18 protein-coding genes are annotated in these 20,438 nt (G+C 52.5%); 2 read left to right on the forward strand and 16 right to left on the reverse strand.

Features of this window, described 5'->3' with window-relative positions:
• Nucleotides 1-3: 3 nt before the first annotated feature.
• From GNP95_RS03300 to GNP95_RS03325, 6 genes are all read right to left on the reverse strand, one after another.
• Entirely contained in the window at nt 4-1,683 is a 1,680-nt protein-coding gene (locus GNP95_RS03300) for a phage tail tape measure protein (protein ID WP_155609446.1), read from the reverse strand.
• Nucleotides 1,684-1,740: 57 nt separating this feature from the next.
• On the reverse strand, nt 1,741-2,682 hold the full coding sequence (locus GNP95_RS03305) for an ABC transporter permease (protein ID WP_155609447.1): 942 nt from the start codon (nt 2,680-2,682) through the stop codon (nt 1,741-1,743).
• Nucleotides 2,669-3,607 (reverse strand): ABC transporter ATP-binding protein, encoded by a 939-nt coding sequence (locus GNP95_RS03310; RefSeq protein ID WP_155609448.1) that lies wholly within the window; start codon nt 3,605-3,607, stop codon nt 2,669-2,671. Before GNP95_RS03310 ends, GNP95_RS03305 begins: the two co-directional genes overlap by 14 nt.
• Entirely contained in the window at nt 3,604-5,976 is a 2,373-nt protein-coding gene (locus GNP95_RS03315) for a DUF7408 domain-containing protein (protein ID WP_155609449.1), read from the reverse strand. The genes GNP95_RS03310 and GNP95_RS03315 overlap by 4 nt, the downstream gene beginning before the upstream one ends.
• A gap of 213 nt (nt 5,977-6,189) precedes the next feature.
• Complete coding sequence (gene purU / locus GNP95_RS03320) at nt 6,190-7,089, reverse strand: formyltetrahydrofolate deformylase (RefSeq protein WP_155609450.1); 900 nt, start codon at nt 7,087-7,089, stop codon at nt 6,190-6,192.
• Between the two features lie 72 nt (nt 7,090-7,161).
• The gene (locus GNP95_RS03325) at nt 7,162-8,277 is read right to left on the reverse strand and encodes a deoxyribonuclease IV (protein WP_155609451.1); all 1,116 of its coding nucleotides are present in this window, start codon (nt 8,275-8,277) and stop codon (nt 7,162-7,164) included.
• 136 nt (nt 8,278-8,413) lie between these two features.
• Here GNP95_RS03325 and GNP95_RS03330 point away from each other — a divergent pair, with 136 nt between their 5' ends.
• Complete coding sequence (locus GNP95_RS03330; protein ID WP_196427054.1) at nt 8,414-8,887, forward strand: DUF2621 domain-containing protein; 474 nt, start codon at nt 8,414-8,416, stop codon at nt 8,885-8,887.
• Between the two features lie 96 nt (nt 8,888-8,983).
• Complete coding sequence (locus GNP95_RS03335) at nt 8,984-9,919, forward strand: TIGR01777 family oxidoreductase (protein ID WP_155609452.1); 936 nt, start codon at nt 8,984-8,986, stop codon at nt 9,917-9,919.
• Between the two features lie 66 nt (nt 9,920-9,985).
• Here the strand turns inward: GNP95_RS03335 and GNP95_RS03340 are convergent, their stop codons facing one another.
• The 10 genes from GNP95_RS03340 to GNP95_RS03385 form a co-directional block, all read right to left on the reverse strand.
• Nucleotides 9,986-11,560, reverse strand: a complete 1,575-nt coding sequence (locus tag GNP95_RS03340; RefSeq protein ID WP_230873636.1) for a DUF6382 domain-containing protein — start codon at nt 11,558-11,560, stop codon at nt 9,986-9,988.
• Nucleotides 11,561-11,626: 66 nt separating this feature from the next.
• Nucleotides 11,627-12,142, reverse strand: a complete 516-nt coding sequence (locus GNP95_RS03345; RefSeq protein ID WP_155609454.1) for an A24 family peptidase — start codon at nt 12,140-12,142, stop codon at nt 11,627-11,629.
• Between the two features lie 14 nt (nt 12,143-12,156).
• The gene (locus tag GNP95_RS03350) at nt 12,157-13,158 is read right to left on the reverse strand and encodes a TadE/TadG family type IV pilus assembly protein (RefSeq protein ID WP_155609455.1); all 1,002 of its coding nucleotides are present in this window, start codon (nt 13,156-13,158) and stop codon (nt 12,157-12,159) included.
• Nucleotides 13,127-15,355, reverse strand: coding sequence for a TadE/TadG family type IV pilus assembly protein (locus GNP95_RS03355; RefSeq protein ID WP_155609456.1), 2,229 nt, complete (start codon nt 15,353-15,355; stop codon nt 13,127-13,129). The genes GNP95_RS03350 and GNP95_RS03355 overlap by 32 nt, the downstream gene beginning before the upstream one ends.
• Nucleotides 15,356-15,382: 27 nt before the next feature.
• On the reverse strand, nt 15,383-16,042 hold the full coding sequence (locus GNP95_RS03360; protein WP_330163250.1) for a TadE/TadG family type IV pilus assembly protein: 660 nt from the start codon (nt 16,040-16,042) through the stop codon (nt 15,383-15,385).
• Nucleotides 16,042-16,239, reverse strand: coding sequence for a Flp1 family type IVb pilin (locus tag GNP95_RS03365; RefSeq protein WP_155609457.1), 198 nt, complete (start codon nt 16,237-16,239; stop codon nt 16,042-16,044). The genes GNP95_RS03360 and GNP95_RS03365 overlap by 1 nt, the downstream gene beginning before the upstream one ends.
• Before the next feature lie 29 nt (nt 16,240-16,268).
• The gene (locus GNP95_RS03370) at nt 16,269-17,144 is read right to left on the reverse strand and encodes a type II secretion system F family protein (RefSeq protein WP_155609458.1); all 876 of its coding nucleotides are present in this window, start codon (nt 17,142-17,144) and stop codon (nt 16,269-16,271) included.
• A gap of 19 nt (nt 17,145-17,163) precedes the next feature.
• Nucleotides 17,164-17,964 (reverse strand): type II secretion system F family protein, encoded by an 801-nt coding sequence (locus tag GNP95_RS03375; protein ID WP_155609459.1) that lies wholly within the window; start codon nt 17,962-17,964, stop codon nt 17,164-17,166.
• 33 nt (nt 17,965-17,997) lie between these two features.
• On the reverse strand, nt 17,998-19,224 hold the full coding sequence (locus tag GNP95_RS03380; protein ID WP_330163251.1) for a CpaF family protein: 1,227 nt from the start codon (nt 19,222-19,224) through the stop codon (nt 17,998-18,000).
• Entirely contained in the window at nt 19,221-20,378 is a 1,158-nt protein-coding gene (locus GNP95_RS03385) for a P-loop NTPase family protein (protein WP_330163252.1), read from the reverse strand. Before GNP95_RS03385 ends, GNP95_RS03380 begins: the two co-directional genes overlap by 4 nt.
• Nucleotides 20,379-20,438 lie beyond the last annotated feature (60 nt).

Consider the following 20,438-nt stretch of genomic DNA (forward strand, 5'->3'; position numbering starts at 1 on the left):
CGACTAATATCCCGGGTCTATTTCTGTAAAATAGCTCTCCACCAGGCTCTGCACGCTTATCGGAAGCTCGCTCCGCTCCAGAGAGCGCTTGGCCTCGGCAGCGTAGTCGCTGTACACCTCGTCATAGGGCCGGCTCTCGCCGTCAAATACGGGCGATTTGCCGCCCTTTTGCACATCTCCGCCGCTGCCGTGAATTTCGCCGCTGTCCCGCTCAACGTTGCCGCTGCCCTTCAAATCGCGCGGCGTCGTCACGAGCTCGCGTCCGCCGCTGCCGAGTCCAGCGCCCTGCCCGCCGCTGCCGTTACCGCTGCCTCTTCCAGATCCAGAGCCCTGACCACTACCCTGGCCACTGCCCTGACCCTGACCTTGACCTTGACCTTGGCCTTGGCCCTGTCCCGAACCGCTGCCAGCTCCGCCTTCGCCGGATGCTTCGCTTCCCGGTTCCCCGCCGGCCAGCATAGCTTCGCCGGCCCACTGCTCGGCAATTCCACCCATGCTCCACGTATCGGACACCGCAAGCCCGGAGGCGGCCATCTGCTCCGCCAGCCCCATCCCTTGCTCAGCCAGCGCGGCGGCCAAAGCGGCCGCAGCCTCAGCTTGGTTAAGGTCGGAATTCAGGCCGGCCATACTCTCTTGAATCGCTTGCTCCAGAAGCTCCAGAGCCTGCTCTATTTCTTGCGGAGTTCCCTTCTCTAGCGCCTCGGCTGCTTTTTTTAAAGCTTCGGCGAGACGCTGAGCCTTCTCATCATTCTGAGGAGCGGCTTCTGCGATTTGCTGCAAATCCTCAGCCAGACGCTTGCGCTCCTCTGTGGACATGGCAGCAGCCTTTTTACGGAATTCCTCCATTTTCTCGCTCATGGATTGCTGATTTTGCTGCTTCATAGACTCTGCCAGGCCCTGGGAAAGCGGATTGGTTTTCCAGTCTTCCAGCCATTTCTCCATCTCCTGCTGCTTCAGCTCTATTTTGTCGGACATTTCCTTTAGGCTCTTCATCGCATGCTCTACGCTATCGAGCGCCTCTTCCGGTTCTTTACTGAGTTCCAGCGCCCGCCGCAGCTCGGCGATTTCCTTCGCCAACGCCTCCTTCGCGATGGGCTCAAGCTTGTGCGCCTCCAGCTCCTTCAGCTTATCCTCCGTCTCTTGCTGCTGAGCGTTCACCCATTCCCTCTGCTCCTTGCGCTTGGCGAGCTCCTGCTGCATCGGATTCGGCAGGATAGTCAAAATGACGAGCGCCATGAACAGGCAGGCGGCCGAGAGCCAAAATTTACGGCGAACCGGGAATGGCAGACGCCGCTTGATTTCCCTAATGTAGGCTGAACCGTATTGAGCGGCTTGCGCCCGCTGCCATTTTGCCGCTAATGCGTCGGATTCGCCATACGCCAAAGCCGTCGCCATGTCGTCGCGCGGCTCTTCATCGGCAATCGCCCGGTCCATCATGCGAGCTGCCTCCGGCAAGGATACTCGTTTGGCAAAGTACCCCCATAACAGCCCGGATAGCGCAAAGAGCACGACTAGCACAGCTCCTTGCCACAGCAAGCCTTCCAGCGGCCATAAACGCCCGGCGGCAAACCACAGCAGCACGGCTCCAAGCCCGGCAAGCAGTCCGCAGCGTGTCCCTTTCCAGGCTTCGAGCCACTGCATGCGGCGCCTGACGATGTTAAGCTGCTCGTAAATTTCCTTCATGCTGCCCACCTCCCTTCCTCCATCGTTCTGCAACCTATTACCTAGAGCGGCTATTGTTTATTTCTCTGCCTGCTCATGCTCTTGCGGTTCCCAGTCCGTCTGCAGCCGCTTCTTGATCCTGACTCGTCTGACCGGGCGAATATAACGGATGGCCAGCCACAGCGCCAATATAATTACAACACTGTATACAAGCAGGAACTCCTGCCACAGCTGGATCGGCGCACCGGCTTGCTGGCTGCCCCACCGCGTCAAAAAGATGGAATCCGAAAACGAAGGTTCAAAAATGCTGATCAATGCTCCCGCAGGATTAAGCCCTAGAATGAATCCGATCCACGAGTAATCCGGCGCCATCGTCGTCCCCGAAGCATAATAATTAGCCTGGACTACGCCCATGGCAAGCAAGTAAATGATCCCGGTAATGAGGAAAATAACAAGCCCTACGCCATAAGTCATAATGACCGCGACGATCGTCCGCTTGAACAGTGTGGAGAACAGCACACCCAGCGAACCGAGCAGCAGCATGATAAACAAATAAAACAGAAAAACGAATACAAGCTGCTTCGGGGCGACTCCCCCGTAAAGAAACGCAATGCTGTACACAGGCAGCGTCGCCAAAATGACCAGCGTCATGAAGCTCAAAGAGGATACCAGTTTGCTCAAAATAATCGTCGACGAGCTCTGCTGTGTCGTCAGCAGCATGTTCAGGGTCTGCTTCTCCCGCTCCCCGCTAATGACTCCAGCCGTTAACGCAGGCGTCATAAATGCGATAAGAACAAGCTGGGCGATGCTGAGCGCGTAGAACATGACACGGCTGGTGCCTGGATCAATCCGCCCTGACAATCCGGCTCCGCTGCTCATCATGACATAAATGATGCCCATCGCCAGAAGTCCCATGACCAGTACGTATGCAAACACCGTCACCGCGGAACGGGAGGTGCGCATTCTCAGTCTGAACTCCTTATCCATCACGGGATTGATTAGAATTCTACGCCAATCCATCCGACGCGCCCCCCTTCGTGATCTCCAGGAATACATCCTCGAGATTCGTCTGTGCTTCATGGAAAGATACGACCCCATAACCTGCGCCAATGACTTTGTTCAACAGCTGGGCCTGCTCGGCGTCTCCGCCGCCGAAATGCACATGAACCCCTGTTTCGTCGCTCAGCACCTGGCTGACATGGCGCTCATCCCGCAGCATGGCGGCGAGCTCGTCTCCGCGGTCCATGACACGAATATGCAGGACCCGCTTGACACGCAGGCGATTTTGAATGTCAGCCACCTTGCCTTGAGCAACCATCTCGCCGTGCTCAATGACGCCGATTTCATCCACCATCTCCGCAAGCTCGGGCAGAATATGCGATGAAATGATAATCGTCTTGCCCATCAGCTTCAGTTCTTTCAAAATCTCTCTCATTTCGATTCGCGCCCGCGGATCGAGGCCGGATGCCGGCTCATCGAGGATGAGCACGTCAGGGTCATGTACAAGGCAGCGGGCCAGGCACAGCCGCTGTTTCATGCCGCGGGACAAGCTGTCCACGTAGGCATCCCGTTTATCGCTTAAATTAACCAAGTCCAGCAGTTGGGGAATAAGCTTCTCGCGTTCAGGCCGCGGAATCCCGTAACTGGCTCCGTAGAAATGAAGGTATTCCGTCGTTCTGAATTGGTCATATACCCCGAAGAAATCCGGCATATAACCTATTCTCTTGCGTACCTCATGCGGCTGCTCAGTCACCTCGAAGCCGCCAACCGATGCCGTGCCAGAGGTCGGCAGCAGCAGCGTTGCCAGGATCGACATCGTCGTTGATTTGCCTGCTCCGTTCGGCCCGACAAAGCCGAAAACAGTTCCTTTGGAAATGGAAATATTCACCGACTTCAGCGCTTCGAAACCGCCGTAAGTTTTAGTTAAATTACGTATCTCGATCATTGGCTGCTGCTCCCCTTTACAGAGATTTCGGGCAGGTCGAAACTGCTCCAATCCTGCGCCGTGACGATAAGGCGCAGCGTTGTTCCCCCAACCAGGTATTGCTCGATCGGCTGAGGAAGCTGCGCTGTCCCTTGATTCCATTGGATGGGCTCAACCTCTCCCTTGGACGCGTTCCATACCGCCACGGTCATGTTGTGCCCCCGGTTGTTCTGGCGCATGGCAAGCTCCGAAAATTTCACATCGCTTGGTAATGTGTATTCGAGCTCCATCTCGCCCCCGGACATATGAATGCTGCGGCTTGTTTCGTATGCCCAGTCCGATGAAGTCGCCTTGCTGACGGAAGGCGCGATATAACCATAAGGTATGTTCCACTGTCCTTCTCGATGGATTTCCGGCTCAATGCGCTGAACCCACATATTCAGCGGGTCGGCGGCTACTTTTTTGCCATTTACCTCATAATTCATCAGCTCATCCTGGCTCCAGCCGATAAAGGCATAGTTATCTGTCATATTGTTTCGGCTAAAATAGGCGTTAACGAGACCGCGTGGCCGTTCCAGCTTCATATCCTCCAGACGATTGCCCTGGGAAGGAAATATGAAGTAGCCGTAATCATAGTGGTTAATAGTCAGCGGCAAGGAGGTAATCGCTGCCGTCTGATTTCTGCCGATATCGCCAAGCAGATACATTTTATCGTTCAAAATGATCGCTGTGTCCGTTAAATCCGCAATAGTCTTGTTGGTCACTGTCCCTTGCGGAATGCCCTGTTCGTTAATAGAGATGTCGAACTCCACCTGACCAAGCTGCCGGTCCTCCAGCTGCCTCACGGTTAACTTGGCGAGGGAGCGATGCGTCATTCCCTTTAAATCGACAGCCGTACCGCTGTCACCAAATCGGATCAGCTGCCGCTCCGAGTCAGCCGCCTGTCCGCCCGAAATGAGTCCGTCTTCACGCTGCACTGTGATGTGCGTGCCAGCCGGAAAGCTTAGTTTGTAATCGCCGCTTCGCGGGATGAATAATGCCGTGGACGTGCTTCGCTCGGCATCCCCATGGCCATTCAATTCGACGATGCTGAGCGTGTTCGTGCGCAGCGTGTTTTTCCCCGTGGTGCCAGCCACATAGATTCCACCGCTGGCCAATACGGCAATAGCCGGAATGAGCAGCCAGGCCCACTCGCGTTTATCGAGCTTTTTCAGTACGAAATAGAGCCCCGGCGCAACGATGACCGCATATCCCAGCAGCATCCAGAGCAGCAGGGAATAAGGAGGCAATGTCAGGCTCGGGAAATAGTCCAGCAAATAGTTGATTCTTTGCGTCAATTCCCCTTTTCCAGGCATATTTCCTTGCGAAGCCGAAGCCAGAGGGGAATGCTGCTGAAGCACCTTATTCCATATATCAGTATGACCGGACCACGATTGCAAGGGCTCCATGGAAACGTCGTAGGCTGCATAAATGACGCTGCCCCTGCTCACGTTCCAGGAGGCGAACAATGGCTGCTCGCCTTTTACGAGTGTTCGTGCCCCCTCCTTCAGCTTAGCAGCAGAAACTGGGAAGGCTCCATCTAGAGAGATCAGCTTGCCTGTCGCTTTCTCCAGTTCCTGCAGCGAGGTGACATCAGCAAGACCCGAATAGTCTACGGGCGACAAATCCTCGAGCCCCTGGACTGTTTTTGCATAACCTGCGCCTCCGCCCAGTACAAGCGTCCCTCCTGACTTCACCCACGCTTTAATCGCATCCGTTCGCTTATCCCCGAGATTGCCCGCCGGGTAGTTGTTGATGACGAGAATATCCAGCCCCTCCAGCAGTACGCCGTCCTCGGGCAGCTGCTCCGCTTTGAGCGGAATAACCTTCACGTCCTTCCCCTTGCCGTTCAGCACGTTTAGAAAATTCATGCTGTCCGGATCCGAAGCGAGTACACCGATCAAGGTGCCATTGTCCCCGCTGGCATTCAAATACGGGGTCGAAGCTTTAAAGGGGATGTATTTCCCCGTTTCTGCCGAATCTTTATAGAAACGAATTGAGTTGTTATCTTTATGAAAGGATGTTCCTAGGATGCCGAAAGTGACTTCCTTTGGTGTACCCGCCGGCAAATCGACTTTTGCCGCGTATGAAGCCCGATTGGAATTGTACGGGTATTCCGTTTGGACGACGACTTCCCCGGAAATATCCGTGTCGCTGGTCAGCGTAATTTTTAGCGGCGTCCATTCTCCAATTTTGTAATGGCCATCGTAGCCGACTTCCGTCTTCATGCTGATCGACGGCTCCGCCGCATAGACAGCTTGAGGACTTACAGCCCCCGGCAGCAGCATAATTATGGCGGTTAAGAGCCACAGCATGGCCAGGGTTCCCCTTTTCTTGTCAAATAAGAACAAATGATTCTCTCCTCTCATCATGAAAATGACCCTATATATAAGGACGTATTCAAGCGCAAAATGTTTACAAGCCGGCTTCTATTTTTCTGCATAAAACGGCAACAACTTACAAGTATCCGCGAAAAACATACAACTAAAGCCGTCCAGTATGACAGGCATGCCAACTGAGACGGCTTTCTAGTTGTTAAGGTAAATTAATATCCTTGTTTGCTATTAGCTGAATACGACAGTTTTATTCTGATGCACAAGAATGCGGTCCTCGATATGCCATTTGACGGCCCGGGCCAGAACAACTCTTTCAATCGTGCGGCCGATCCGCTTGAGCTCGCCAACGTCATCACGGTGGCTAACGCGCTGAACGTCCTGCTCGATGATCGGCCCGCCATCCAGTTCCTCGGTGACGTAATGAGCGGTTGCGCCGATGATTTTCACGCCGCGGTCATAGGCTTGGGCATACGGTTTGCCGCCTACGAAGGCCGGCAGGAACGAGTGGTGAATATTAATGATCCGGTTCCGGTAAGGCTCGATCAGAGCAGGGGACAAAATTTGCATGTATCTGGCCAGCACGATTAAATCGACCTTCCCATTAACCAGTTCCAGCTGCTTCTGCTCGGCTTCCCTCTTCGTATCCGGCGTAACCGGAATGTGATAGAAAGGAATGCCAAACGATTCGACGTATTCTTTATTATCGGGATGATTGCTGATGACCATGGAAATTTCCGCATCCAAGTCCCCAGCCTGCCATTGCCACAGCAATTCTACGAGGCAGTGATCCTCTTTGGAGACGAAAATAGCCAGCTTCTTCTTCTCATTCAGCGGATAGATTTCCCATTTCATCTCGAATTTGGCGGCAATTACCGCAAAATCCTGCTTTAGTTGTGCCAGATTGTCATGCAGCCGCTCGAGATCGAATTCGATCCGCATGAAGAACATGCCGCCTTCGGGATCCATCGTATACTGGTCCGACTGCACGATGTTTGCGCCATGCTGATGCAGGAAATCCGACACCGCGGCTACGATGCCAGGCCCGTCCGGACATGAAATCAACATCCGCGCCCGATGATTTTCATAAGGTTTGACAGGCCTTGCGCCTGATTTTACATGTACATCCATCTTTCTCTCAAATCCTCCCGCTAACTATTGTAAACAACTGATTTTGGTCTTGATTCTATTTCATGATGTGATTTACAGGCCTTTGGCTGCAAGCCAGCCGATTAGCCGGAAATTGATTTGTTCCTCGCTGTAATCCGGGAACAAATTGGCTTCCAATACGAGATCATAGAGGCGCTCCAGCGGTTCGCGCGGATCCGCCTTTCTTGCTTTGGCGTCGTCCTTGAGCAATTTCCAGGTATCCAGCACGAACGCGCGCTGTTCAATATCGCGTTTCGCAAAGAAGCTGCTCAGCATCTCTATTTCCGACAGGAAGGACTCGCCGAATCTCTCAGGAACGCTCCCCCGAAGCAGGGCGATTTCGACTTCATACATCGGCCGCTGGGTTTTGGCTTCCTTGCCGATCCAAGGCGTCTCCAGGATAAACGGACGCCCCTGCAGCAATTCGTGATGCACCACACGGTTAAGCGCCTCGAATCCGATCCATCCGGTTCCGACAGGCGTATGGCGGTCTTTCCGCGCCCCCATCGGGTTTTTACTGTCATTGACGTGCACGACGGCGATCCGGTTCAAGCCGACCAGCTGATCGAACTGGTGCAGCACGCCGTCGAGATCGTTGACGATATCGTAGCCGGCATCATGGATGTGGCAGGTGTCCAAGCATATCGTCAGACGCTCATTATGCTGGACTTTATCGATGATCGCGGCGATTTCCTCGAAGCTGCGTCCCATTTCCGTCCCTTTGCCAGCCATCGTTTCCAACGCGATGTTAACTTCCGTTTCATCTGTTCCGTTCAACACCTCATTCAAGCCTTCGGCGATCCGGTTAATGCCGTATTCGGCATCTTTATCCGTGAATGCGCCCGGGTGAAGCACGATATTTCGCACGCCCAGCGCATGGGTGCGGCGGATTTCCTCTTGCAGGAAGTCTACTGCCAGCTGGTACGTGTTAGACTTATAAGAGCCCAGATTGATGATATAAGGCGCGTGAACGACAATTTCGTCAATGCCGGCAATGGCCATCGCGGCCTTGCCGTCCTCGATATTCATCGATTCGATCGGTTTGCGGCGCGTATTCTGCGGTGCGCCGGTATATATCATGAACGAGCTGGAGCCGTAAGATGCGGCCTCCTCCGTTGCGGTTAATAGCCCCTTGTCCGAGAACGAGACATGCGAACCTATTTTTAACATTTCTTTATCCCCCTTATGGACAACGTTCTTTAAACAAACCTATTTTATCTTGAATATCGATATAAATCCACAAATAAGGTATAATTCTTAAAGATTGAAGGGTTTTAAGGACTAATTATTCGAGGTGAATGAATCGATGCCGCACTTGAACATCACTTGGCTTGCACTGGCTTCGGCAGGGCCGAATCGCTGGTTTATGAACTCGATCGCATTCTGGGGATTCGTCATGCTCGGCGTCATGTGCATCGGCGGTTTTTTCATGTTCCGCAAATTTCTGAAGGTGCTCCCCAAGGCGGACGGCATGTCCAAGCTTGATTGGCAGAATCATTGGGTCGAGAAAAGCCGGCATTTGTGGACGGATGAAGCGAAGGCGTTCCTTGATCTGCTGGTACAGCCCGTACCTACCCCGTTCCGGGATATCGCCAAGCATTCGATTGCCGCGGAAATCGGCAAAATTGCCCTGCAGGAGGAAGCTTCCGAGGTTACGCAGGATCACTGTATCAAAGGCTATATCGTAGCGACGCCAAAGCGGGATTACAAATTTCTGATGAACTTTTTGGAAAAGAGCAATATCGACTACCGCCCCTATCAGCATTTGATCAACAAATAGAACAAATGATACATCCGGTCGCGACGTCTGAAGAACGCCTGCTAGCCGGGTGTTTTTCTTATAGCTATCACGATTATATTATCTGGGAGGATCGCGATGAAAATCTGTATTACCGGAGGAACAGGTTTTATCGGGAGCGCTTTGGCCTCCTACTGGCAGCGGCAGGGACATGATGTTACGGTCATCACGCGCCGCAAGCCCCAGCAGCATAGTCAAGGTGATCCCAAGTCTCAAGCAAGAGAGGGAGCCGCTCCTCTTGCCTACCTGACCTGGGAGCAGCTTGCACAGCCTTCTTCGCGCGGGATCGAGGCGGATGCAGTCGTCAACCTCGCCGGCACTTCCCTGAATCAGCGCTGGACTAGTAAAGCCAAGGACAGCATTTTGCAATCTAGGCTGCAAGCGACCAATTTAACGGCCAAATGGGTACAGTCTTTGAACAGCAAACCTGAAGTAGTCATTCAAGGCTCAGCCGTTGGAATATACGGAACATCTCTAACGGATACATTTGATGAGAACTCCCAGTCTGAAGCAGATGACTTTCTCGCAAATGTGACCCGCCAATGGGAAACCGCAGCGGAGAATGGCTTTCGGGGTATTCGGCTTGTAAAGCTGCGTACGGGCGTAGTGCTCGGTAATAAGGGCGGGGCCTATCCACTCATGCGCCTTCCTATTCTGCTTGGGGCGGGCGGTAAAATCGGGTCTGGCAGACAGTGGGTCCCCTGGATTCATATCCACGACATCGTAGCCTTAATCGATTTCTGTGTGAAGCATTCGGAAGTTGAAGGCGCTGTCAACGCAGTAAGCCCAACCCCCGTGACCAACGACGAATTCGGCAGGATTGTCAGCCGGGTTCACCGCAGGCCATACTGGCTTCCACTGCCAGCCTTCGCATTAAAGACGATGCTTGGCGAAATGTCCGCACTGCTGCTGGAAGGACAAAGGGTCCTGCCCCAAGCAGCGTTGCAGCACGGTTTCCATTTTCAGTATCCAGAGCTGGAATCCGCCGCAGCGGATTTAAAGACACGCCAATAAGCCCGTCATCCGTACAGGGACAGCGGGCTGTACATATATATTTCTTACAAGTTACTTATCCCTTCGTCATGCCGAATTTCGAATCTCTCTACCGTAACGAAACGTAACCTCGGCCATGGTAAACGAATCTCCCGGTTCGAGCGGATAGTCTTTGTAAGGCGCAATCAGTTCTCCGTTTAACTTGGTTCCGTTTCTGGAGCCTAAATCCTTGATGCGGCAATCACCTTCCAGGATCATAAGCTCGACATGAGCCCGGGATACCCCGGCCTGCTTTTCCACATATTGGGCTAATTCCTCGGAACGGCCGATAATAAAGCTGCCTTTGGATAAAGGGATTCGTTCAAATCCAGCACCTGAAGAGGTTATTTTATCCAAATAATTTATGTTGTCAGCCTGTCCTCGCTCTGACTTTGCTAAATCCTTCAACAATACGGTTGCCGGGGAAGCCGCGGCGGGCGGCTGCGCTTCAACATGCTCACGATACGGCTTGGATACCGGAGTCTGAATTGATTCATAGAATTCGGATGAACTAATTGGAAAAGGCTCAATAGAGGGGGACGGGGCGTTCCATCTCCATTTCTCCTCATAGCGCTCCAGCTTGCGGTGTTTGGTGAACCTAGACCTTTCATGTTCCTCCTCCCCGGCTAAACGAACATTATCGTCAATTTGAAAATCCCCTTCCTCATTGCCCTTGCCCCTAAAAAAACGAACCAAGTCAAATTTTCCGCTCTGGATTAGCAGCGCAATGAATATTACAGCCAGCGATGACCCCGCACTAATGTAAAGTCCATTGCGAGCAGGCCCATCCAAATACGCAAGCTTCCAGATGAGCGCAACCAGTAACGCAGCGCCTAGCCATATATATGCTGGTTTAATTACTGTCCGGCCCTCCGCCTCCTCCTCATATACTCCTCCCTCTTTCTTCATCAAAGCTCCTTCGTGAATGCTGGCACTAGGAACTGAGCTTAAGCTTGGTTCAGGGTCGGCAAACGGTACTTGAGATATATTTTTGGAATTCGGCGAAATCGGCACTTCAGGAGCATCTAACTCACGTGGTCTTCTCCCGGTATCACGGATATGTACGTTTGATCCCTGCCCTTCACTAGAATCTTCCTCGAGCAGCAGTGATATCAGCAAATCCTTTAACCCGGTTACCGAGAACAGCTCTCCCCCACATAAACCGATAATTTTCTGAATGCCGCTTCCCTCTATATTCTTAACCCTTGTCATCATACGGTTGACGAGATGCAGCATAGATTGGGCAATGGATTGATCTGGAGGTGTATGGAGCATGGGCAGATAGGCCAGATAGATAGTACCGCTCGGCAATGAATCTTCCACAAATATATGATCTTCATCCAGGAGATAATTTCCGGAAGAGAGCATATATTCCTTGCTGCTATTGAGAACTTTAACGATTTGCAGTAAAATGCTGTAGAATTCCGTCATCGTCATCCATTCGCTTTTCAGGCACTGCGACAGCATTCTTTTTCCGGTAATCTCATAATGCAGCGTAACTTTAAAATCAATCTCCCTCACTTCCAGCCGCAGCAGATGGGGGATCGCTACCGAATTCACCATATTTCTCTGTACTAAATTCAACTGCTCAGCATGCAGCCCATCTTCCGTATTAACCACCATATATGTCCCATCATTCCTGACAAAATCAGTTACTATCCCTTTCAAACGAAAGCTCACTCCCTGCCCCTAAAAATAATAGACTGCCATGATGGCACCGGGCAACACAGCCAGCATAAACGGAAAAGTTAGTGGCTTGTTCTGCACTGTAAAGGACCGAATTGGACTTATACTGCGCAGCATGATAACACCCAAGATACTGCGCAGTATGCCTCCAAGCCGCCTCACCGCTTCTCTTCGGCAAATTAGAATCAAAATGCCGATGCAGCCGGCAGCCAGAATCGAGTACATCAGCACGGATAATGTCAGCGGTACGCCAACCCAAGCTCCGATTCCGGCAAACAGCTTCACGTCACCTCCGCCTACGGCCCGCACCGCATACAATATTGCCACTACGCCAAAGCCGACAGCAGCACCCTTTATAGCAAATATAAAACCTGCTGACCCGCCGGAAATTCCATGATATGCAATACCAAGCACCGTACCGGTTATTGTAATCACATTGGGGATTTTCATCGTGCGAATATCGGTAATGAACGCAGCAGCAAGCAATAAAAAGCAGCCCCAAATTTCAATAACATGCATAGCAGCACTCCTCGTCATTTTTTGTTCGGGCTTTCAACAACAAACTCAGCTGTCGTACGCAGCCCGTCCTCCGTCTCGACCACGAATATCCAAGTGCCGGGCGTCGTATTGCCGCCGACAAGCCATTGCCACTCCGCAATGCCGTTTTCATCCGCGGAAGCTTCCCCCAGAAATTTGGCCTGGCTTACCCCGCTCTTGTAATACACCGTCAGCTTGGCGATCACCCCCGGCTCAACCTGGGCGCTGACCCGCGCTTTACGGCCGGCATATGCCGGATCCGGCTTGGTCAAGATCACCGGAGCCCGTCCCTCGGCCTGTTCCCCGCTTGCATCCGTCTCTAGCTCCCCGGTATCCCCGATCCAGAGCCGTTCCTGCGCCCTCGCCTGAAGCACGATTTTCCGATTGCTGAGGGGCACTTTAATCGGCAGTTCATAGCTTAACTCGATTCCAAAGTAAGGGTTCTTTCCCGTCTTCAGATCAGGCACGATAATCCGGCTCACATGCAGCCGCCGCTCGCTAAGCTGCGTATTCTGTACGAAAGGTTGCAACAGCGGTTTCACTGCAGGATCAAGAACCGCTTCCAGCACGCTGTTCTTCAAGTCGCCCAGCGGTTCATCCCCCTTGGCTGCCGCATCCATAATCCACTGGGATAAAGGTTCGGGAAGCTTATCGGCATATTGCCCGGCCCATTCCGACAGCGACAATTTGGGCATATTCCAATCGAACACGCTCCCTTGCCCTACAGCGCCGCCATCGTTCTTCCCCTCTCTTTTTTTTTGCTCCGAATACTGGTCTACGGCCAAGGCAACGGGATATATATGCGCGGATACCTGCCTTACCGCATTGGAAGCAACGCTGTTCAATTGTACGGAATAGACGGTCATTTGAACCATGTAAATAAAGAAGAACATGACCATGATGAAAATAGGCAGCACAAGCGAAGCTTCCAGCACGATGCTCCCGCTAGAGGTTTTGTCAGCAGACTCAATATGAATAATGCGCTTGCTTGACGGCATAATATCGGCTTCCTTCCACTCGTCCCTGTAAAGCGCCGGCGCTGCCAATGGCTTTGGACACTCCCGGCAAGAACCATAATGGCAAAGCTACGGTTACTTCACCCTGAATATAAGTAGCCCGTTCATCGGGATTGATGCCTGTATTTAAGCGAACTACCGATAACATCCGCGACAGGCGCCGATCGCTGGTACCATGGAGCAGCAGAAATAACCGAAGGTGATCCCTGTACGTTAATTCGACTCTCAAATAATCGCTAAGCTGTAAGCCTCCCTTTTGGCATAGCCGCACCATATCCTTGACGGCCTCAACAACTCCATAAAGCAAGGCAGAGGCCAAAATCAACAGCGGGTTGACCTTGCTCGCATGCTTGATGAGTCCCTCCATCGTACGAATCGCAAGACGCATAGTGAATATTTCACCGTAGGCAGCGGCAACATTTCCTGCTGGATTATGAAAACCGTACAATATATACTCTACCTCCTGCCGCTGCGGGGCAAATTGCTCTACCATCGCATCCAGCTTATCCGACCGGCCTTCCATAAGCTCCTTAAGCGTGCTGACGTCGAAGAAATCAAAGTAACTGACAACATACTCTGTCTGATAGCCATTGTCCGTTATGCCGGACATCATTTCAGACAAGGAAGCGTACAAAACATCCATGCCCCCCATGGCTTGCTCCCCGGTCTCGTATGGATCTGGACTGCGCCCCCGGATACCTTGTCCCGCTTCCGCGGCGGAATGATCTTGATTTAATGCGCGATTGTTATCAAAATAAGACCTCAGCACATCAAATTGCTTTTGATGCTCGCCCATTTTGTTCTTTAGTTCTTCGATCTGCCGAAGCAAACTGAACGCATGCTTCAGTTCTGCAGCAGCTTGCTGCTCTGTCTGCTTGCGCTGTGCGTCGCTTGAACGATGAGCCTCTACTTTGGCTTGGATTTGCTGCAGCGCATTACCGCTACCTGAATCGGAATAAGTACGCAAATATCGGTCGATTTCCCGACTGGCCTGCATCGTCTTCGATTTAAAACCGCTGGCGCTGCCAGAAGATGCCGTACCCATATCCGAAGAGCTGGATAGCAGGGAGGCAACGGCTTGATGAGCGCTGTTGAAGCTCGCCTCTTGGGCTTCGATCCCTGCTTCCAAGTCCATTAAGAGCGATGCCTGCAACAACAAGTTTTCGCTCCTGCCGCGGATTTCGGCGATTTCCGACTCGCCGGAAGCTGCTTCGTCACCTCCTATGCTTAGTCCCCGGGATACGGAATCATATCCATGCTGTGCCGGCCTGCTTTCGGACTCCTTGATAACCTGACGCATTTGCTCGTTGATTCCCCGTACTTCTTCAAGCAAAGCTCTAGCCGCGATAAGCTGTTGGGCATGCTGAACTGCGGCCTCCTGATCGGCTTGCGACAGTGCATTAAAGGCCCTTCCAGTGTCATATCGGTAATCCGCCAGCAAATCGGAATACACTCGTTCGGACGCCTCCCTATCCCGATCCTCCTCCGCTTTGGCCAAATAGTCGTTGTATTGGGAGGCCGCATCAGCTATCAGGTGAATGGGGCTTCCCAGCAAATGATCCGGAATGTACGTATAATTCCGCCTGGCTAGGCGGTCTGTATACCCCTTGGCGGACGAAGCAGCTTGCTTCTGCGCGGACAGCAATTGATCCAATTTATCCTCCCGCTGATCATACAACCTTTGCAGCTTGCTAAGTAAATCCACCGTGTTGGAGGCCTCTTTCATGATCTGCGCCATTGGCTTGAATTTGTTGACGACTTCAATCGCAAAATCAATCGGTGCTTTATATTTCATGTCCTCGCGAATTTGCCGCCTGAAGACAGAGTAGTGTCCCAAGGGGCGCAGCAATTCTACGGAGGAAGAATCCAGTTGCGCTTCCATAATAGGCAAATTATCGCTCCGCATTGCCAGCTGAAAGTTGTCCTGGAGCACCTTGGACATTAAATAATTTTCATCCGTCTCACCGAACGCAAACAATCCGTATTTCTCCAGCAGCTGCTTATCGTACGCAGATAGAACGGAGCGTGCTGCGGAATGAGCGAGCACCTCCGTTCTCGCCTGCAGCGCCGACATTCTGGCGAAGTCAATAAAAATCGCCACAAAAGCAAAAACAGCCGCAAAAATAACAATCAGAAATACCGTTACTGCCCCCTGTTCTGAACGGCGCTTGTCCAACATAGGAACCCCCTTCAACAAGATGCGGCCTTATTTCGCATATAGTTTCAGCGCTTTCCCCGCGTCGGCCTGACTGACATGCTCCTTGCCTGTTCCTTTAAACCTCGCTCCGTAATAACGGACAAGCTCGACGGTTCGGATCCATTCCACCGGCTCTACAATATAAGAGGCGGAATGCCCTGCTTGCCTGGCGTCCCCGATGATGGTTTCTAGCGGAGCAAGGGAGATGTTCCGGTGTAAAAATACGGAAACTTTACGGAACAGCAGCCTGTTATCGTATTTCATATGCCCTTCCATCCCGGCCGGAATTTCACGGCCGATATTTCCGAGCTTCTTCAAAGGCAGACTGCCGCTGGACTCTGCACTATTTGGCAGCTCCAGCTCCAATACAGCCGGGGAATTTCCGCTGAACGAGCCGAAGAGAAGCTGCAGCATGCCGTCGTCATGTATTCGCCAATACAGCGAATCATGCTGATCCTCCTCATAGGCCCCTGTCCTTGGTTCGCGGTAGCTGTTATCCCATACATAGGCGCTGCGCTCGGCAGCTGCGAAAGCCGTATGGCCCAACACTGCATTCTGGTATAAATACATGCAAAAAAACAGCAGCAGCAGTATCGTAAAAAATATGACCGGAAATACAAGCGAGGCTTCTATCGTAAAGTTCCCATCCTTGTTTCGCAGCAGCTTCACTATTCTCCGCCGTCCATAAAGGAGTCCGTCTTCTTGTCAGCCTTGGACAGCAGATTTTCAACAATCGCCTTCAACTCCTTACGAAAGATCACGGCAATAATAACGATGACCGCGATGATCAAAATCATCTCGAGCATACCGAGACCGTCTTCATCCCGCCAAAGCTCTCCCATTCTTCCGCGCAATACCTCTAACATCAGCAAACCCCTCCTCGAATTAATAAAAGCTACAGATCCATAATCATGAATGCGGGAGTCCCCACCAAAATAACAATTATTAAAAACAACAGCACCATTGGAAAAACCAGTTTGGATGAAGCCTGCTCTCCCAGGGTCTTGCCGACCGCTTTCCGTTTCTCCCATAGCGAATGGGACAGATCGCGAAGCGCCATCACGAAATCGCTGCCGCCGCGGCGAAAATTCAGCAATACCGCCGTCGTAAATGCGGACACCTCCTGGATGCCGCAGCGTTTGCTAAAGCCTTCCATAGCCTGAGCAAAGGAATATCCTCCTTCGCATTCCCGCTGCATTTGAAACAGCTCGCGATACAAAGGATGGCTCTCTTGCCCGCGCTTCCGTTCCAGGCAATGCTTGATCGCCTGCTGAACTGTCGAGCCGGCGCCGACAAGCAGGACGATTTTATTCAACAGCTCTGGCAATTCAAGCAGAATCTGCTGTTCCCGCCGCTTCACCTTGCTGTGCAAGTCGCTAATTAGCGCAACCGGCAGCAGAACGGCGAGCAGAAGCCCAATGAGGAACCCGCTGGCTTCCCCCTCCATCGCTATTGAAATCAAGCAGCCGCCAAACAGCAGCAGGTAACTGTAGGTAAGCATCTCTGCCAAAAAGAGCAGCGTGTACTCCCCGCCGCGCTGCTGGCCGTTAATCTGCCTGACCGAGCGCTGGATTTTGAAGAAGAACAGCGGAAACCTTTGCGACACCTGGAGCCGCTCCAGTACATAAAGCATGGGAGGGGCCAATTTCTGCAGCCGGATGCCATCCATCTCCAGTTTCGCAGTGCCGGGATACCGCCGTAACGTTTGTCTGTACAGCAGCGCCCAGGCAAAAAGCAGGACGATCGCCAAAATTCCCCACAGCAAGTTCATGTCAATATGAGCACCCCTCCTAAACCCGGATATCCATGATCTTCATCATGATCCAGGCGCATACGGCAAACAGAATTAAGGCAGCCGACGAAACGACCAGTCCGGCACCTTGATGAAGCGGCTGCATGTAGTCTGGAGAAGTTAAATCCATGAATAATAGAAACAGGACCGGAGATGCCAGCATCGCCTTGGCCTCAAAGCGCTTCTGGGCAATCATGACGCTGATTTCCTGGCTGATTTCAAGCTTCTCGCTAATAATAGATGAGGTTCTTCTCACGACCTCTACCAGATCGCCTCCAGAGCGTTTACAGGTCGTAAACACATCCGCAAAATTGCTGATGTCCTCCATACCGGCCCGTCTGCTGAAATCCTGTAATGCATCCTCGACCGGCTCCCCGTATTCCATCCGGGTGCATATGATCCCAAGCTCGATCATAAGATCATTCTTGCCGTCTGGATACAGCAGCCGAAGATCCTGAATCGCTTCGCGAAATCCGTTTTCGACGGAACGGCCTGCTGCCAGCGAGGAGGACAATGAATAGAGCGCCTGTTTAAAATTCAGGCTGAGCGCTTCCCTCCGCCTGCGAAGCAGGTACCTGCTCCACGGCTTTGGTACAAACAGTGCCGCGCCGGCAAGCAAAAGCGCCAGCAGCCAGGAATGGAAAAAGATATATCCGACAGCCGTAAACATTACGCCCCCTGCAGCCAGGCAGAGCATAGTTTGCTTTCCTGACAGTACGTAGTTCTGATAATCCGGCAGTCCTTCCGCCTCACTCCCCGGGGGTGAAGGCCTGCCGCGTCGTCCAAACCCCAATTTCATTATGCGTTCCCGCCTCCTGCCGTTTTCGCTTGTTCAAGCTCCTGTTCCAAAATCAATCCCCGCCATCCGCAGCTTGTCGAGATTCGCCAGGCTACTCCGCTTTGTCAGCCTCCCGCGGATTTTCCCCTCGATCTCTGCTTCTTCCTGAAAAACAAATAACGGATTTAGCATCACCTCCCCCTCGACAAGACCGCATACTTCCGAGATTTCCATGACCCTGCGTGAACGATCCCTTAGCCTGGATAAATGAACAAAAATATCAATCGCTGAGCCGATTTGCTGGCGTACCACTTGAACAGGCAGTGCAGCCCCGCTCAGCACCATCGTCTCCAGCCGGCTAATCATGTCCTTCGTGCTGTTAGCGTGGCCGGTTGACAAGCTCCCGTCATGTCCAGTGTTCATCGCCTGCAGCATATCGATCGTTTCGCTGCCGCGCACCTCGCCGACAATGATCCGGTTTGGCCTCATTCGCAGTGAAGCTCTGATTAAGTCGCGAACCGAGATTTCTCCTTTTCCTTCCGTATTGGCATTGCGTGTCTCCAGGGAAACTAGATTCGGCACGGTGACGATCCGCAGCTCCGCCGAATCTTCAATCGTAATCACCCGTTCATCCGGCGGAATATATTGCGAAAGTGCGTTTAAAAAAGTGGTCTTCCCGGACCCCGTTCCCCCGCTAATAAAAATGTTGTATTTCCCTTTGACGAGACCTTGCAGAAAAAGAGCCGCCTCTTCGGTCAGCGAACCCCATTCCACCAGCCGCTCCATCGTTACAGGCTGCTCCGGAAACTTGCGGATCGTCATGGTTGGACCCTTGAGCGCTATCGGAGGAAGCACAATATTCACCCGCGACCCGCCCGGAAGCCTTGCATCCACAATCGGCGAGGAGTCATTCACGACACGGTTTACCGTAGAAACGATGTTCTGAATCATGTCCTCCAATTTCTCCTGTGATTCAAAGCGCACATCAATTCGCCGCACCTGGCCATTTTGTTCAATAAAAATTTCCTCGTGGCTGTTGATCATGATTTCTGACACTGACCGGTCGTCCACGAGAGGCTGAAGCACGTCAAGTCCCCGAAAAGAGTCATAAAGCCTGCGCACCCATTTCCGCTTCTCAGAAGCCGTCAACTCATTAAGTCCGCTGTCTGCAAGAACACGGCGTTCAATGTAATCCATCAGTTGCGAGTCTGATAGCGTTGATGTCATATCCAGTCCCGAGCGAATGCTTGCGCGCAGTTCCGTAAAAAAATCCTCCGTCACCCCGATGCTCCCCCAATTCCAAGGGCATGACCCCAGCTGTATAGACTGCGGCTGAGCTTAAGCATTTCCTTCTGAAAAACCGGGGATTGCAGCAGGTCCCCTTGTCCCGTCAACTGATTCCAGGATGGTATATTAGGCAACACGATCTCTGCTGTCATGCCAGGTCTTGGCAGCGACAGACCCGCTTCCCCCATGCACCGGTTCACCGCGAACAATGCTTTTCCCATAATCAAGCGACAGCGTTCTGGATTTGACCGTTCCATGTGAGATATCCATAATCCGCTCTTGCGCACCACATTCTCTTCGCCGGCCAGCAGCCAGACCAGCTTGTCGGCACGATCCAGCACCGTTTCTGTTCGCGCATTAGGATACGAATCGGCATCGGCGACGATGACGTCATAAAGTCCGCTGTCCGCAATAAAATCAATCAGCCGAGCAGTATCCCCGGACTCCATTTCCAGCATTTCATTTAAATTGTCCACTGGCCCAAATGTATCGCCTTCAAGGGCCGGATGCCTGTACGCATAAGACGAGACCGGTTGATTTATAGGCTCGCCCCGCTCCCCCGCCGCCTTCAAGTCGTATAGAAGCCGGGCAAGGCCATGGGTACGATGCTGCCCTTCCTGTACAGAAGAATTTTCGGATAATATGCCGCTGCTGATCGTTTCCAGATTCAGATAAAATACCTTGCGGCCTTCTCCGGCAAGCTGCTTTACAAGATGAGCGGCCACCGTTGTCTTGCCGCATCCGCCTACTGCGGAATATACTCCGACGACAAGCGCCTTGCCATCCACCGGCTCCCTGGCTGCGGCTCCTCCCCTCGCATATTCCAGTACCGCCGTTAGAAGCAAAGGCAGCGGCTGATACTTGGAAATGCTCTTTCCGCAACCTTTCGCAGTCCCCTCCTCCTCAAGATGAACATATGGAACTTGGGGCGTCTCCCCGCTACCCAGCCACGCTTCAAGAAACGATTTCTCGGCTAATACGACATCTGCGTAAAGCCGGCTCGATTCCATATGCCGCACGAAAGCATCCTCGCGGCTGAAAGCCGTTACGGAAAAGCGGCGGTCAAACTCGCTGTGGCGGACATAATGCAAAAAAGGCTCGATATACTGCTCATCCCTAGCGGCCAGAACAAGCCGAACTGGAACCACCCTTATCACAACCTTTCAAGAACGCAAAAAAGCACCGTCCAATAACCGCAGATGCGGTTG

This window comes from Paenibacillus woosongensis, assembly GCF_009725165.1.
Lineage (GTDB): Bacteria > Bacillota > Bacilli > Paenibacillales > Paenibacillaceae > Fontibacillus > Fontibacillus woosongensis.